General features: G+C 42.0%; 9 protein-coding genes. 4 read left to right on the top strand and 5 right to left on the bottom strand.

Going from position 1 to position 15,164, the window contains the following annotated elements; genetic code table 11:
- Positions 1 to 5 precede the first annotated feature (5 nt).
- The 5 genes from CQA40_RS01755 to glyS all read right to left on the bottom strand — a co-directional run bounded on the left by CQA40_RS01755 (position 6) and on the right by glyS (position 10,726).
- Complete coding sequence (locus CQA40_RS01755; protein ID WP_115519274.1) at positions 6 to 3,062, bottom strand: efflux RND transporter permease subunit; 3,057 nt, start codon at positions 3,060 to 3,062, stop codon at positions 6 to 8.
- A complete protein-coding gene (locus CQA40_RS01750) occupies positions 3,062 to 4,558 on the bottom strand; it encodes an efflux RND transporter periplasmic adaptor subunit (RefSeq protein ID WP_115519273.1) in 1,497 nt (498 codons plus the stop codon). Before CQA40_RS01750 ends, CQA40_RS01755 begins: the two co-directional genes overlap by 1 nt.
- A 43-nt stretch (positions 4,559 to 4,601) precedes the next feature.
- Positions 4,602 to 6,221, bottom strand: coding sequence for a TolC family protein (locus tag CQA40_RS01745; RefSeq protein ID WP_115519272.1), 1,620 nt, complete (start codon positions 6,219 to 6,221; stop codon positions 4,602 to 4,604).
- Positions 6,222 to 6,572: 351 nt separating this feature from the next.
- Positions 6,573 to 8,462, bottom strand: a complete 1,890-nt coding sequence (locus tag CQA40_RS01740; protein ID WP_115519271.1) for a hypothetical protein — start codon at positions 8,460 to 8,462, stop codon at positions 6,573 to 6,575.
- A gap of 137 nt (positions 8,463 to 8,599) precedes the next feature.
- Positions 8,600 to 10,726: a glycine--tRNA ligase subunit beta gene (gene glyS, locus CQA40_RS01735; RefSeq protein ID WP_115519270.1), complete on the bottom strand. Its 2,127-nt coding sequence runs from the start codon at positions 10,724 to 10,726 to the stop codon at positions 8,600 to 8,602.
- Between the two features lie 70 nt (positions 10,727 to 10,796).
- Here glyS and CQA40_RS01730 point away from each other — a divergent pair, with 70 nt between their 5' ends.
- From CQA40_RS01730 to CQA40_RS01715, 4 genes are all read left to right on the top strand, one after another.
- Complete coding sequence (locus CQA40_RS01730; RefSeq protein WP_115519269.1) at positions 10,797 to 12,194, top strand: hypothetical protein; 1,398 nt, start codon at positions 10,797 to 10,799, stop codon at positions 12,192 to 12,194.
- A 224-nt stretch (positions 12,195 to 12,418) separates the two neighbouring features.
- Positions 12,419 to 13,162 carry a 3-oxoacyl-ACP reductase FabG gene (fabG, locus tag CQA40_RS01725; RefSeq protein ID WP_115519268.1) on the top strand — a complete coding sequence of 248 codons (744 nt, stop codon included), beginning with the start codon at positions 12,419 to 12,421 and terminating at the stop codon, positions 13,160 to 13,162.
- Positions 13,163 to 13,236: 74 nt separating this feature from the next.
- A complete protein-coding gene (acpP, locus tag CQA40_RS01720) occupies positions 13,237 to 13,470 on the top strand; it encodes an acyl carrier protein (RefSeq protein WP_023926953.1) in 234 nt (77 codons plus the stop codon).
- 417 nt (positions 13,471 to 13,887) lie between these two features.
- The gene (locus CQA40_RS01715) at positions 13,888 to 15,159 is read left to right on the top strand and encodes a beta-ketoacyl-ACP synthase II (RefSeq protein WP_115519267.1); all 1,272 of its coding nucleotides are present in this window, start codon (positions 13,888 to 13,890) and stop codon (positions 15,157 to 15,159) included.
- Positions 15,160 to 15,164 lie beyond the last annotated feature (5 nt).

Here is a 15,164-nt window from a genome sequence, read left to right as displayed (position 1 = left end):
TTTTGCTAGATTCTTATCTTTTTGGCGATGATTCTAAACATAGCGGGCAATAGCAAAAGTGTCAAAGCACTAGAGGTTACAAGTCCACCTAGCACGACAATAGCAAGTGGTTTTTGCACCTCGCTACCCACTCCACTTGAAAGTAGCATAGGGATAAGCCCAAATGCTGCGATAAACGCCGTCATAAGTATCGGGCGCAAGCGTCTTTTTGCTCCGCGCACGACTGCTTCATCAACACTATATCCTTGATGAATAAGCTCTTTGAAATACCCTATCATCACCACACCATTTAGCACCGCTATACCAAATAGCGTGATAAATCCAATACTCGCAGGCACAGAGAAATACTCACCCGAAGCAAATAGCGAGATAAGCCCGCCCGTAACGGCAAATGGGATATTTAGCAAAATCATCAATGCTAAAGGCACGCTTTTAAATGTGAAAAACAAGATAAAAAATATAACTACAATGCTAATAGGGATAACCACAGCAAAGCGCGCATTTGCTCTCTGCTGATTTTCAAACTGCCCACCATAAGTGATGAAGTAGTTTTCTGGCAATTTCACTTGAGCGGTGATTTTTGCCCTTGCCTCATCGACAAACCCTCCTAAATCTCGATTTTCTACATTGCTTCGCACTACACTCATACGGCGATTATTCTCACGCACTATCGTTACAGGACCATCGACTTCTTTTATCTCTGCGATAGAGCTCACAGGCACGACATAGCCCTTTGATGAAAACATTTCTAGTGCTTCTAGCTTGGTAATATCACTAGCGATTTCTGGCTCTTGACGGATAAGCACGGGGATTCTAGCCACACCCATAGGGATATAAGACACCAAAATCCCCTCTAGGGAGCTTTTCATAAACTTTGAAAACTCATCAGTGCTAACCCCGACATTACTCATAATGTGCTTCTCTGGCGTGATATAAAGATAGTTTACCCCCTCATTTAGCGTGGTAAACACCTCGCTACTTCCACGCACACCTTGCAAAATCTCTTTGATTTGCTTGCTTAGGGCATTTAGCGTGTCAATATCATCGCCAAAGATTTTTATCGCCAAATCCCCCCGCACGCCCGTTAGCATTTCGCTTATACGCATATCGATTGGCTGCGTGAAAGTAAAGCTAATGCCTACAAACTGCTCCAAAGAAGCGGCAATTTTTTTGATAACCTCATCTTTTGTCTTTACTTGCCACTGCTCTTTTGGGATAAATGATATAAACATATCGGTTTGATTCATTCCGCCCAAGTCAAGCCCTAGCTCATCTGTCCCCGTGCGAGCGACTAGAGATTTTACTTCAGGGACGGAGGATTTGATAGCTTTTTCTATGCGCAAGATTAAATCGCGTGATTGTGGGATAGAAATCGATGGCGTAGTTTCTACCATTAGCACGACATCTCCCTCATCAAGCGTTGGCATAAACGCCCGCCCAATGAAAGGAAAAAGGCTCAAAGCAAGCACCAAAAATATAAGCGCACTTGCGATGACTAGCTTTGATTTTTCAAGGCAAAAATTTAGGGCTGGCTCATAGATTTTGTTGATATGTCGCATAAGCCAAGTCTCGTGATGCTCCTTGCTTTTTAGCACGATAGAAGCGATGACAGGGATAACCGTTATAGAAAGCACGAGCGAGCCAAGCAAGGCAAAAACGATACTTTTGCCAAGTGGACCAAACATTTTGCCCTCGATTCCCTCTAGTGTGAGGATAGGCACAAAAAACACAATGATGATGATGATACCACTAACCACCGATAGCGAAATCTCTTTGCACGCACGATATAGGGCGTGTAGCTTTGTCGTGGTGGTGTTTGTGCTAAGTTTTTCAAAGGCGTTTTCCACCATTACCACCGCAGAATCCACCAAAATCCCAATAGCAATAGCAAGCCCGCCTAAGCTCATTAGATTGGCACTCATTCCACTTAGATTCATACAGATAAACGCCACGCTAAGCGCACAAGGCAATATCACACTCACAGCTACCGCTGCACGCAAATCCCCCAAAAACAAAAACAGCAAAATCACAATTAGCACAATAGCTTCAATAAGCACCTTTGTTACATTATTTACCGCCTTTTGCGTCAAATCACTCCTATCATAAAATACATTTAGGCTTACCCCATCTGGCAAAAGTGGCTTTAGCTCATCAAACTTCTTATAAATCTCTACGATTGTGTCACGAGAGTTTGCTCCCTTTAGCGATAGCACCATTCCTTGTGTGGCTTCGCCTACGCCGTCTTTGGTTACAAAGCCTAGTCGTGTAAGCGAGCTAGTCTGCACTGTGGCAAAATCCCCTATTCTCACAAAGCCAAACTTCGTCTGTATGGCTAGCTCTGCGATTTGCTGTGGGTTTAGCGCGGCATTTTGGATTTTGACTAGGAAGTTTTCTCCATCTCTATCCACGCGTCCTGCGCCGTCATTTTTTAGGCTTGCTTTTAGGACTTCTTCTAGCTCGGTTATTGTTATGCCAAGCCTTGCCATATCGTTAAAATCTGGCATAACAACAAACGCCTTTGCAAAGCCACCTAGCGAATTAACATCGGCTACACCTTTGATTTTGCGCACTTCGGGACGAATGGTAAAATCTAGCAATATGCGCTTCTCCATATCGCTAATATCCCCCTCAATAGTAAACATAAACATATCAGAAAGAGGCGTTACAATCGGTGCTAGACGCACTTCCACGCCATCTGGCAAATCATCTATGGCATTTGCAAGTCGCTCATTTGTCATCTGCCTCGCTAGATAAATATCTAGACTATCTTCAAAATCTAGCACAATATCAGCTATGGCGTATTTAGAGTTTGAGCGCAAAAGCCTTTGGCTAGGAAGTCCTTGCAGCTCTAGCTCCAAAGGACGCACTACGCGATTTTCCACTTCCTCTGGAGCCATTCCGGGGGCTTTGACAGAGATTCTTACCTGTGTAGAAGACACATCTGGAAAGGCATCAATAGGAATACTAATAAAGCTATATCCACCAAATACAAGTAGCCCAAAGCCAAGTATGAGGATAATGATTCGCTGGATAAGGGAAAATTCTATGATTTTTGCTAGCATTAGTGGCTATGTCCTCCTATACCGACATTGTTTATAAGCCCTTTTAGTGCGATTAGAGAGCCTGAAGCGACTTTCTCATCGCCTCTAAATCCACTAGAATCTATCACAAAAGACTTGCTTCGCTTCTCTACGATATTTACCACACGAGGTATGTAGCCCTCTTGGGTTTTGATAAATATTAGATTGTCCTTGCCATTTTTGATAATCGCATCGGAGGGAAGCGCAAAAGTGCCTTTTGGCTGCTTGCCCTCTATGTAAATATCTGCGACTTCGCCCACACGAAATACGCCTTTTTGGAGTTTGGCAATGGCAGTTATGGAGTTGTTTGTCTTATCTATGACGACTGATACGGTAGAAATATCCCCCACATACTGCCCTTGCTCGCTATATACTTTAGAGCCCGGCACCACATAGTCTGATATAGAAGCGGGAATCTTTATGCGTGCGAGCAAATCACTGCTCTTTGAGATTCTCACATAGGGCGTAAATGCGGGGATTTTCTCCCCTGTGGTTTTTGGTGCGACTGACAAAATCCCACTAGAGCTAGCCACTACACGAAATCCGCTTTTGCCTTTAGGGTTTTTGGGGTCTATGCCAAATAGCTTAAATGAGTTTTCAAGCTGACTAAGTTTTAGGTATAGCTCACGGCTAGCTAGATAGCTTGTTTGATATTCTCTTTGTGAAATCACACCTGATTCATACAGCCCTTTGTCTTTTTGGGCGACTTCTTGGGCTACTCGGTAGCGATTGCGTGCATTTTCTAGCTCGAAGTAAGAGTTATTTAGCTCATTAGAATTTATCTCACATATCTCATCGCCCTCATTTATCGCTTCCCCCTCACGCATAGAAATCCCCACCACCACGACATCAAAAGTCGAGCTTTGTGTAGCAGACTCCTTGTCATCAAAGTCGATAAGTGCGTTAAAAGGCACACCTCTAGTAATGCTTGGATTTTGTATAGGAATGTCCTTTATGCCAAGCCCTTGCGCTTGAGAAGCACTTACTTTGACTTCATCATATTTGGTAGAAGTATCTCCTCTAGCTTCTTGCGTGTTTAGCGCGGAATATTGCGAGTTTTGTGGATTTTGCGCGTTTGTGCCAATGCTTTTTGGCGTATCTAAAGGGCTTTGTGGATTTTGCAAGGCTTGCGGCACTTGGCTAGAGCTTGCAAAATCTTGCTCGCTTGGCTGGAGATTTTGTGGGCTTTGTGCGAAATCTTGCTGACTATCTTGCTCTGTAAGATTTTGTTCTTTCATCTGCTCTTGTGTAAAATCCTGCGAAGAATGCGTATCTTGAGTTTGATGAGATTGCTCGCTGTGCGCCATTGATTGTTTGTCCTGTGTCATATCACTTGTAGCGATAAACACGATAAGTAGCACCACCACAAGCACTGCACTAGCGACAAGGGCAATCTTTCGCAACAAAATCTTATCGGCAAGCACTTTATTAGCCCTCATTTTGATTAGCTCAATTTTTTGTAAAAAATCTTCTCTCATTTATCACTCCTTATGACTTCTTGCTACTTTTTGCTAGTAAGCCTTATTGTAGCATTTCCCCTAGTGTCTCTTCTAGCATTGATTGGATAGCTATGTATTCTAGCTTGGCATCAGCAAGCGTGATAAGGCTATCCATATATGCGTTTTGGTAGGTGAGGTATTCAAAAAGGCTGATTTTTTGTGCTTCATAGGCGATTTTGCCCATCTCTACTAGCCCCTTTTTGTTTTGTATATTTTCCTTTTGTAGCTCGATATAGCTTTTTTTGTTCCTTAATTGCTCATAGTAAGAATCTAGGCTTATGGCTAGATTTGTCTTAGTGATTTGAGATTCTGCCAATGCACCGCTATGTAGGGCTAAAAACTTGCGCTTTAAGTGGGTGTTTTTGGGCGTAAAGGGAAGTGGGACACTCACGCGGAATTTCACTCCATCGCTTGACTCCGCGTGGACAACCCCTGCGCCTATCTCTATGCTATCAAATCTCTCTCGGCTAGAGATTTTGGCATTTGTCTTATAGTCTTTTGCCTGCAAATCCAAAATCTCGGTATAAAGCGATGAGTTTAGATTCTCCCTTGCCTTTGGCAAAGATATTTGCGCGTAGGCAAAATCTAGCCCCTTTACCACGACATCTCTGCGTGATGAAAGGATTTGCTCCTCAATGTGCCTAGATAGATTTGCCCCTTTTTGCGCTCTCTCATAGTCATCATACCCACTTGCGTCATTTGCACCAAAATCTGCACTGCCACTCGTGCCAATCTGGCTAGAATCTGTGGATTCTGCAATCTCATCAGGCAAGACAATCTCTCCCATCTCCACACCCAAAATCTGATGAAGCTGTCTTTGCAAATCAAGTAGTTGAGTTTGGGAGCGCATTTTTAGAAGCCTAGCATCCAAATACGCGTTATTAAAACTTATGTAGTCTTTTTTGGACATACTACCCGCATTTAGCTTGGCTTGAGCAATTTGGAGCTGGGACAAAAAATTGCTCTCACGGTGGATATAAATATGATATTTTTCTTTTGTTATGAGATAAGTAAGATAGAGCTGCTTAGCCGAAATAAAAGCAAGATTCTTATAAAGATTGTAGGTTTTTTGGTATTGCAAAGTTTGCAGGCTTAGGGATTTGTGTAGTAGTGTCTGCACCCAAGGGAGCTTTGGCTTTAGCAAAAAAAGCGCACTTACTTCTAGCTCTCTCCTGCCATAGCCATTTTTGGTGCTATCACCCTCCACTTCGGCATAGGGGCTTTCCCAAGAGTTGTAGGCTTTTTGGGATTCTAGCAGGCTTGCAAAAGTGGCTTTGCTTTTGATAAGGTTAACATTTCTTGCCTCCACAGAATCAAAAAATGTCTCTTTTGTAAGCTCTGTTAGTGGCTCTTGTAGGGTATTTTGCGAGCCCTCTTTTGAAGTATTTTGTGAAGTGTCTTTGTAGGACTTTATTACAGATTTAAAATCAAGCTTTGGTAGATTTGAATCTTTGGCACTTTTTTTGGCACTTGATTCTTTAGTATTTGTTTTATCTGTTTGGGGATTAGCCTGTGCTAGCGTGAGTAGCAAAGGCAACACACACAAGCAAAATCCACCAACCACATTTCTAGTAAAAGTATTCATAGCAAATGCTCTTTGTGGATATGGAATCAAAGCAATGTCTCTTTGTTCTTTTTTCACTTTTTATTTTCCTATACAGATTTTGGGCAGATTTATTGTGCCTTATTTATGTTATTGATTAGCACAAAATCTAGTTTAGATTTTTGATTTGACAACGCTACAAATTTGGCGACAAATCTTTGCGCAAAATAGGCATTTGGGCTAGATTCTACAACCATTTCTTAACCATTTAGCAAATCGTGGTTAAACCGATTCTAAACGGCTTTGCTTGTGGCTTCTTGCTAGATTCACGCGCATTTTGCCCACCCAAAAGCCCCAAAATCAAGCACTCCACACACATACGCAAAAATCATACCAACCAAAAAACATTATCGCTTTGTTGCCACCATTATCACAGATAAGGGCACACAATCAAAACATATACCCTAGCCATAGCTTTGATATAAGTGATTTTGACTGCATAGAGTTTGGCTTAGCCCACTCATCTATGTAAGCAACCGTAAGGTGTAAGTGTATATTTGCTAGAGATAGCTCTAGCTCGCCTACTGCTTGATTGGAAAAGTGGCTGTTTTCTAGGCTACCGTTGGGGAAAAACACACTTCTACCATAGCCAATAAATCCACCAAACTCTTTTATCGCCTTTTTGCCAGCACGGCGATAGTCTATGCGCACATAGCCACTTTGCCCACCCTCGCCATAAATGTAGGTGTTGTATTCTAGAGGGTTGTTATCTGCATAGATTGGTAGCAAGTCTGTTGCGCCATTTTTGTCATTGCCTACATATCCCGCTGCAAGTGTTAGCCCACCAAAGTGCGCCCTACCCTCTAAGTGAAGCATACCGCCATTTAGCTCGCCAAAGCCATTTTTGAAGCTATTTTTTTTATAGCACACTAGCCCTGCATTTGCAGCGGCTTGGTGCGCGGTAAAGTTATTGCTCCCACACTCGCGATAATTTAGCGCACTATAAGGCTCTTGCACCCCTGCGGTTACAAAATTTGCGTGCAATAAAAAGCTAAAATTCGTATCTTTTGCCAACTCTTTTGTAGCAAAATCTAGCTTAAACCCCGCCACCGCATAAAGACTATGCAGATAGTTTGCATAGATTCTAGCTTGGAGATTTTCACTCTCATAGTTTGCATCAGCATAAAAATTCATCTTCAAATCATAGCCTTGATATGCTTCATAAAGTCGCTTGATATGCCCAAAAGCCGAGTTTTCACTAGGGTTTGCATAGCTTTGGCGATAAAACCCACCAAAAGCAAGTCTAACCCCGCTAATATGCCCATAGATTTCCCCTCCCTCTAAATAGTCCCCAAGCCACTCATACCTCGCACCATATCTCCCTATGCGCACTCCCAAAGTCTCACTTTTGTTTAGCACACCCACATATAGCCCTGCGATATGTGCTTTGTCGCTTGTGAGAAAAATATCTTTGGCTTCGTCATTGTTGATAAAAAGCGAGATGATTTCAGGTGTGCCTCTATCGACATTTTTGCGTCCTATGTCGCTTAGGTGTGCTAGCGCAGATAGCGTGCCTCCTAGATAGATTCCTGCTAGCTTTGGTGTCTCAAAGGTAAATCGCGCAAAAAGCGCGCTATACCCACTCTCAAACCTATCTCCAAGCACGGGGGATAGCATTTGAGAGTGGATACTCGCATAGGTGGTAAATGAAGAGATTTCGATATTTTCTAGTCGCAAAAACTTGCCTAGCTCAAAGTAGGGCTGGGTTTGCTGGGTTTGGATTTTGCGTGCAGAATCCGTATAGAAATTTGTCTCATAGTCTGGCGCAGAATCAAATGGCTTGTATTCAAAGCGACTAGATTGCTCCGCTTGCTCGCTAGCGTGGATAGAGCCAAATTGTGGCTTATTTGGCACTTTTTTGCGGAAATGCAAGACATTCCACGCTTTTTGTTGGCTTGGGCTTTGTGATTTTTTGGATTCTTTGGTGGTATTTAGCTTAGATTGCGCGTCATCTTGCGCTTCTTGTGATTCTTGTGCTTGGGTAGATTGAGGTAGATTTTGTGAGATATTTTGAGAATCTTGCAAAGCAAAATCTAATGAGTTTGATTCTTGCTGGCTAGATTCTTGCAAGCTAGGCTTTTTGAGGTTAGATTCTTGTTGCTTTGCACTACTTTCTTTACTGCTTTCTTGTATGGTATTTTTTGGGGCGGCTTGCGTAGCTTTGGCATTTGTGCCAAATCCCACCACAAATGCCAAACTAGCCAAAAAAACAACAAAACGCATAAAGACAACGCTTGCAATATCTTTTTGGCTTGCAATCTTTTTTTGTATATTTGGCATACTTCCCCTTAAAATTTCAAACTCTTAAAACGCAATACCACGAGCAATAGCTACCTAAGCAATAATCTCGCCTTAATAACCACCTCTTAATACTTGGTAGCTTGAAATCTAAGCCACCCACTACCTAGCTAAATCGCCTAAATAGCTAGCTCTTTTAAGTCGCCCACTTGCTTAAACGCGCTATAAATTGCAAAAATAAGTGCCTTGCGATTTGCCCTAATTTGTGGATTTTCATCGTTGACAAGCACAGAAGCAAAAAACTCCTCCAAAGGCGATTTTAGGCTAAAGAGGGCTTCTAGGAAATCTTTTGGATTTTTGTATGTGTCTTTTTGCTTACAAATCGCTTCAAACGCTCTGTAAAGCCCTTTTTCTGCTTCCTCGCCAAAGAGAGTAGAATCAAAACTAGTTTGAGTAGAATCCATATCTTTTGTGATATTTGCCACGCGCTTAAACACCGCTATAAGCTCCTCTCTATCATCTCTTTTTAGCAGTTCTTGCAGAGCTTTTGCATTTTCTCTCATCGCTTGGATTTGCTTGTTTTCGCCTTTTGAGACACTTCTAAAAACTTGCGTGCTTATGTCTTTTTCAAATATTGATTCTAATCGCTCCATAAAAAAGTCTTGCAATAGCGATAAATCAAACTCTTTGTAGCCACCACTGCTTTTTACACTTTTGGCAATCTCGCCCAAAAACGCAACTTCTAAGCTAAAATCACTATTGTCAAACACTTCGCTTAATGCGATTTTTAGCACGCCATTTGCCGCCCTGCGAAGTGCAAATGGGTCTTTTGAGCCGCTTGGGATTTTGCCTATACTAAAAAGCGAAAAAAGACTATCTAGCTTCCCACTCATCGCCACCACCGCACTTATCGCGCCACTAGGCATTGCCAAATCCTTTGGCAGATACTGCTCCTTTATGGCTTTAGAAATACTAGAATCTAGCTCTAGCGCATAATACCCACCCATAACCCCCTGCAACTCGGGAAATTCCCCCACCATTTCGCTTAGTAAATCTACCTTGCTAAGCCTAAGGGCTTCATCTACATTGTGAGAATCCGCCTCGCTTAGTCCATAGTGCTTGCACAAAAACGCACCGATAGCCTGCTCTCTGCGGGTTTTATCTAGCATACTTCCTAGCCCATCGACAAAGGCGATATTGCCTAGAGGATTTTCGCTCCCCTTTTTGCTAAAATGCTTTTTTATGTCGTTTTGGTAGAAAAACTCCGCATCGCTTAGTCGCGCTCTTAGCACCTTTTCATTGCCTTTTATGATAGGCGCACACTCCTTACTAAGTGAGTTTGCCACAAACACAAAGTGATTGCATAGCTGAAGTTTTTGAGCTTTTTTGTGTGCGACAAAATACCGCTGATTTTCCCTCGCTGAAGTTTGGATTACCTCCTGCGGCAGGGCTAAAAACCGCTCCTCAAAGCTACCCAAAAGTGCAGTAGGAAACTCTGTAATCGCCACCACTTCGCCTAATAAATCATCATCTCTTTTTACCTCTATACCCTCCTTTGCTTCAATCTCCTCAATCTGCGCCAAAATCCTCCTCTCTCGCTCTCTCTCATCTAAAATCACACCGCCTGATTCTAGCACTTCCAAATAATGGCTAAGCCCTTTTATCTCTATCCACTCAAAGCCTTTATCTCTATGGACTTTTGTGGCGGCTAGATAGGCTACTCCGTAGTGAGTTTGACACTCGCTAAAATCGCTAGATTCTAGCGGATTTATCCGCTCCCCTCCAAGCAATATCATAATGTTGTGAATAGGACGAATAAAGCTAGCTCCACCATTTAGCTTGCTATCGCCCCAGCGCATTGTTTTGCCAAAGTTTAGACTAGCTAGAAATCCTAGCACGATTTTAGGCAAAATCTTTTTGGATTCTACCCCTGCTATGACACGGTTTGCATATAGCACTTCTTTGCCATCTTTTGTGGTAGTTTGGATTTGGTTTTTTTGTATATCTGCTTTTTTTAGGAAGCTTATGCCAGCATTGCTTAGCTCGCCATTTGTGTAGGCAATACTCACAGGAGGACCAAAAAACTCCTTTATCTCATCAGCACTCCTAATAGGAAAATCTCGGCTAAAAATAGCGATTCTGCGCGGAGTGAAGTGAATCTCACATTGCGCTTTTAGCCCAAATTCTGCTAATTTGGCATTCCATTTGCTAGGGATATTTTGCCACTCTTTTAGAAACGGCAATGCGGGCAACTCCTCTGTCAAAATCTCTATGAGCAATTCTTTGGTATCGGTGGTGCTTGTCATTTGATTCCTTTTATGCTAAGCGCGTATAAAATCGTAATTGTATCAAATCAAATCAAAAAGGCTTCTCTTTATGAGCAAAAAACAAATTCTACAAAAAACAAAACTATGTGCAAATATATCTACAAATGCACTTACAAATCTTCGCACAAAATCGCTTGAAAATATTTTTGCAAAAGGATTTGATAAAGCATTTGCAAAATCGCTTGCAAAGCAAAAACCACTTATCCAAATCCTATCCAAACCCAAAATCCTAGCACTGCTTTTTTATTCACTTTTTGCTGTGTTTGGGCTATTTGTGCTAGGGATTAGCCCTCTTAGCGCAAACCAAACCAAGCCAGACCCTGCGGTATTCCCACAATATGAATGCACCGAGCCAAAAAAATTCTCAAAAACACAAAGAGATAACATAATCTATGCTTACAATTTCGGCGCACCTCACGGGATGGGCTACACACTCGCAGCTATCGCGTGGCAAGAAAGCTGTGCGGGCGTGTATATGATGAATTTTTCTGACCCAAGTGCAGGGCTATATCACGCCCATATACCTGTGGTGCTAAAATACTACTCCAAATACGAGGACAACGCTTTCACGCGCAATGTGATGGGACAAATGCTAATAGATAATCGCCTCTTTGCTAGCCAAATCGCCCTTGATACGCTTTTGTATTGGCAAAAATACCACAAAGGCAATCACAAAAACACCATAAAATCTTACAACAAGGGCTTCAAATGGCAAAAAGACAAAGAAAACAACACCCTAGCAGAATCCTACTACAATAGCGTAAGCAAAAAAATGCGTGCGCTAGAGACATATATCCCGCGCTACTCAAGGGTAAAAAACCAAAGCCTTTTTGTCGAGCTAGAAGACAAAAACAAACACTTAGAGCAGACATTTAGGACACTTCAAAATGCCAAAAAAATCGAAAAAAAAGAACTAAAGCAGCCCACAAAACAAGAATCTAAGCCAAATCCCAAGCCAAATATCACGCAAAATGCCATAAGTGCCACCCCAACTACCCAAACCCCTCCAGCTACTACAACCCAAAAAACACAACCAGCACAGCCTGCACAAACCACCAAAACAACCAACCCACCAAAAGAGCAAGAATCTACAAAAGACATCACAAAGCAGCCCAAAAAGCCACCCATAAAGCCATTTATCGAGCCCAAAAAAGACGCCCCCAAACAAAGATTTAACGAGGGGCTTGATAATGATGATTTCATAGAATTGCCTATAACGCAACGAAATATAAATGAGCTAAGCCCAAAAACCAAGCTAGCAAAAAATCACGCAACTACCAACGCAAGCACTTCTACAAATGCACGCACAAATACTAGCGCAAATACCCGACCACAAAACCGCACAAACAAATCTAATAGTCCAAATAACGCAAGCCAACTAAGCCAAAAAATCCAAAAACTTGATGAACTTTTTGATGATTTTAATCTCATCTTTGAGGGGAATTAGATTTTTAATTTCTGTATAAATTTTGGCTGATTTTGGCTATACCAAACAATTCATCAAAGCACCAAAAATCCTAAAACAAGCCTTAAAGTAAAATGTGCAAGATAAATGTGTAGCCAAAAATATATGACTAAAATAAAAATTTTATTGTATATTTTTAGCTAGGATTTTGCGTTTAAAACTTGATTTGACAAAATCTTACAATAAATCATAAAGGGAGCAAAGCTATGAAATTTAGCGGAAAAAATGTGCTTATCACAGGAGCATCACGAAGTATCGGAGCGCAAATCGCTTGCACACTTGCAGGCTATGGACTAAAAGTGTGGATAAACTATCGAAGCAAACCCGAAGTGGCAGACGCGCTAAAAGCACAGATAGAATCTAGTGGTGGTAAAGCGGCAGTGATTGAATTTGATGTAACGAATGAAGAAGCATTTTGCGCTGCAATCTCTGCGATACTTCAAAGCGATGGCGAGCTAAGCTACCTCGTAAATAACGCTGGAATCACCAATGACAAGCTAGCAATGCGAATGAAAACAGATGAGTTTATAAGCGTTATTGATGCAAATCTAAAATCTAGCTTCATAGGCTCAAGAGAAGCCCTAAAAATAATGAGCAAGCAAAGGTTTGGTGCGGTGGTAAATATCGCTTCTATCATCGGCGAGAGGGGCAATGCTGGACAGACAAACTACGCCGCTAGCAAGGGTGGAATGATAGCGATGAGCAAAAGCTTTGCCTATGAGGGTGCGCCTAGAAATGTGCGATTTAACTGCGTAACTCCGGGGTTTATCGCCACAGATATGACAGAATCTCTAAGTGAGGAAGTCAAAGAGGGCTACAAAAAAAACATTCCTCTTGCAAGATTTGGGCAAAGTAGCGAAGTGGCTGAAGCAGTGGCATTTCTGCTAAGCGATAGTGCGAGCTATATCACAGGTGAAGTGCTAAAGGTAAATGGCGGTTTATATATGTAATTTTGCTTTTTTTTATTGATTTATAGGAAAATTTTGCTAAAATAGCGCACTAACAAACTTTGAAGGAGCACACAATGGCTTTATTTGATGAAGTAAAGGAAACAATCGTAAAGGAACTAAGTGTCGAGGCTGACAAAGTAACTGCTGAAGCAGAATTTGTCAAAGACCTAAACGCAGATTCTCTTGATGTTGTCGAGCTTATAATGGCTTTGGAAGAAAAATTTGGCGTGGAAATCCCCGATGAAGAAGCAGGCAAAATCGTAAAAGTAGGCGATGTCGTAGCATTCATCGAAGCAAACAAAAAATAGCGCAAAAAGGCATTTAAGTTTTGATTAAATAGCATAAGGCTTTGCATAGATTGTTGCTAGAATCTTGCTGTGTTGCGCTGTATAGTTTATGTCATTGGCAGGATTCTAGTAAAACCTAGCTGGATTTTGGCAGAATCTATTGAAGTCTATTAGTCTTTTGAAGTCTAAAATATACTGAAATCTGTCAAAGTCTTTATTTACAGACTTAGATTTGTGTTGTATTTGAGGCGTTGCGTTATCAGTGCTATTAAAGCTAGTTGCTAGCACTATGAGATTTTCTGTGATTTTTAGCCCTTGCTGTGCTTAATGTGTTCTTATCTAGGATTTGTGTAGCAGGCTTAAGGCAAGTGTTGATTTGGAAAAATGACAGAAAATCTTATAAAATGTAGATTTTTGATTTGAGATTTAAGGAGCAATATGCGGCGCGTAGTTGTAACGGGCATTGGTATGATAAATGCGGTAGGGCTTGATAAGGCACAATCTTTTAAGTCTATCATTGAGGGTAAATGTGGCGTAAGACTGATTCAAAGCTTTGATGCGAGCGATTTCCCCGTCAAAATCGCAGCTGAAATTGAGGGCTTTGACCCTGAAGAAGTGCTAGACCCTAGAGAAGTCAAAAAAGCAGATAGATTTATCCAGCTCGCTCTAAAAGCCTCCAAAGAAGCGATGAAAGAAAGCGGACTACTAAATAGCGATGGCAAAGTCGATGAGAATCTAGCTGAACGATTTGGTGTAAGCTCGGGTGCTGGGATTGGCGGACTTGCAAATATTGAGAAAAACTCTATCGCTTGCTTTGATAAAGGACCTAGACGAATTAGCGCGTTTTTTATCCCATCTGCACTTGTGAATATGCTAAGTGGCTTTACCTCCATAGAGTTTGGGATAAAAGGACCAAATCTAGCAAGTGTAACAGCTTGTGCGGCAGGCACTCACGCCATAAGCGAAGCTACAAAAACGATAATGCTAAATGGTGCAGATAGGATGCTAGTCATCGGTGCAGAATCTACGATTTGTCCCGTGGGGATTGGCGGTTTTGCAGCGATGAAAGCACTTAGCGAGCGCAATGATGAGCCACAAAAAGCCTCTCGTCCATTTGATAGAGATAGAAATGGCTTTGTGATGGGAGAGGGCGCAGGAGCTCTAGTGCTAGAAGAATACGAAAGCGCGAAAGCAAGAGGAGCGAAAATCTACGCTGAAGTAGCAGGATTTGGCGAGAGTGGAGATGCAAATCATATCACTACCCCAGCTCCAGAGGGAGAGGGAGCGTATAGAGCGATGAAAGCCGCACTATCTATGGCTAGCACTTGGGCACAATCAAACGGAGGAATAGACACTATCAAGGTGGGCTATGTAAATGCGCACGGCACAAGCACAGCATATAATGATTTATACGAGACAATGGCACTAAAAAAGGTATTTGGTGGAAAAGATACCGTGCCACCTGTAAGCTCGACAAAAGGGCAAATAGGGCATTGTCTAGGTGGAGCAGGAGCGATAGAAGCAGTAATCTCCATAATGGCTATGAATGAGGGAGTGCTACCCCCCACAATCAACCAAGAAAACAAAGACCCACAGTGTGATTTGGACTATATACCAAATGTCGCAAGAGAAGCAAAAATCCAAGCAGTTATGAGCAATTCGTTTGGCTTTGGTGGGACAAATGGCGTAGTGATTTTTACAAAGGTATAACCTAG

The organism is Helicobacter sp. MIT 01-3238, from assembly GCF_003364135.1.
Taxonomy (GTDB): domain Bacteria; phylum Campylobacterota; class Campylobacteria; order Campylobacterales; family Helicobacteraceae; genus Helicobacter_B.
The sequence above is the reverse complement of the archived record's forward strand: the minus strand, read 5'-3'. Positions and strand labels throughout refer to the sequence as shown.

Excerpts from the sequence above, each read along its gene's own strand:
- acpP (WP_023926953.1), top strand. The coding sequence starts at position 13,237 with ATGGCTTTATTTGATGAAGTAAAGGAAACAATCGTAAAGGAACTAAGT.
- fabG (WP_115519268.1), top strand. The coding sequence starts at position 12,419 with ATGAAATTTAGCGGAAAAAATGTGCTTATCACAGGAGCATCACGAAGT.
- CQA40_RS01750 (WP_115519273.1), bottom strand. The coding sequence starts at position 4,558 with ATGAGAGAAGATTTTTTACAAAAAATTGAGCTAATCAAAATGAGGGCT.
- CQA40_RS01730 (WP_115519269.1), top strand. The coding sequence starts at position 10,797 with ATGAGCAAAAAACAAATTCTACAAAAAACAAAACTATGTGCAAATATA.
- CQA40_RS01740 (WP_115519271.1), bottom strand. The coding sequence starts at position 8,462 with ATGCCAAATATACAAAAAAAGATTGCAAGCCAAAAAGATATTGCAAGC.
- CQA40_RS01755 (WP_115519274.1), bottom strand. The coding sequence starts at position 3,062 with ATGCTAGCAAAAATCATAGAATTTTCCCTTATCCAGCGAATCATTATC.
- CQA40_RS01715 (WP_115519267.1), top strand. The coding sequence starts at position 13,888 with ATGCGGCGCGTAGTTGTAACGGGCATTGGTATGATAAATGCGGTAGGG.
- glyS (WP_115519270.1), bottom strand. The coding sequence starts at position 10,726 with ATGACAAGCACCACCGATACCAAAGAATTGCTCATAGAGATTTTGACA.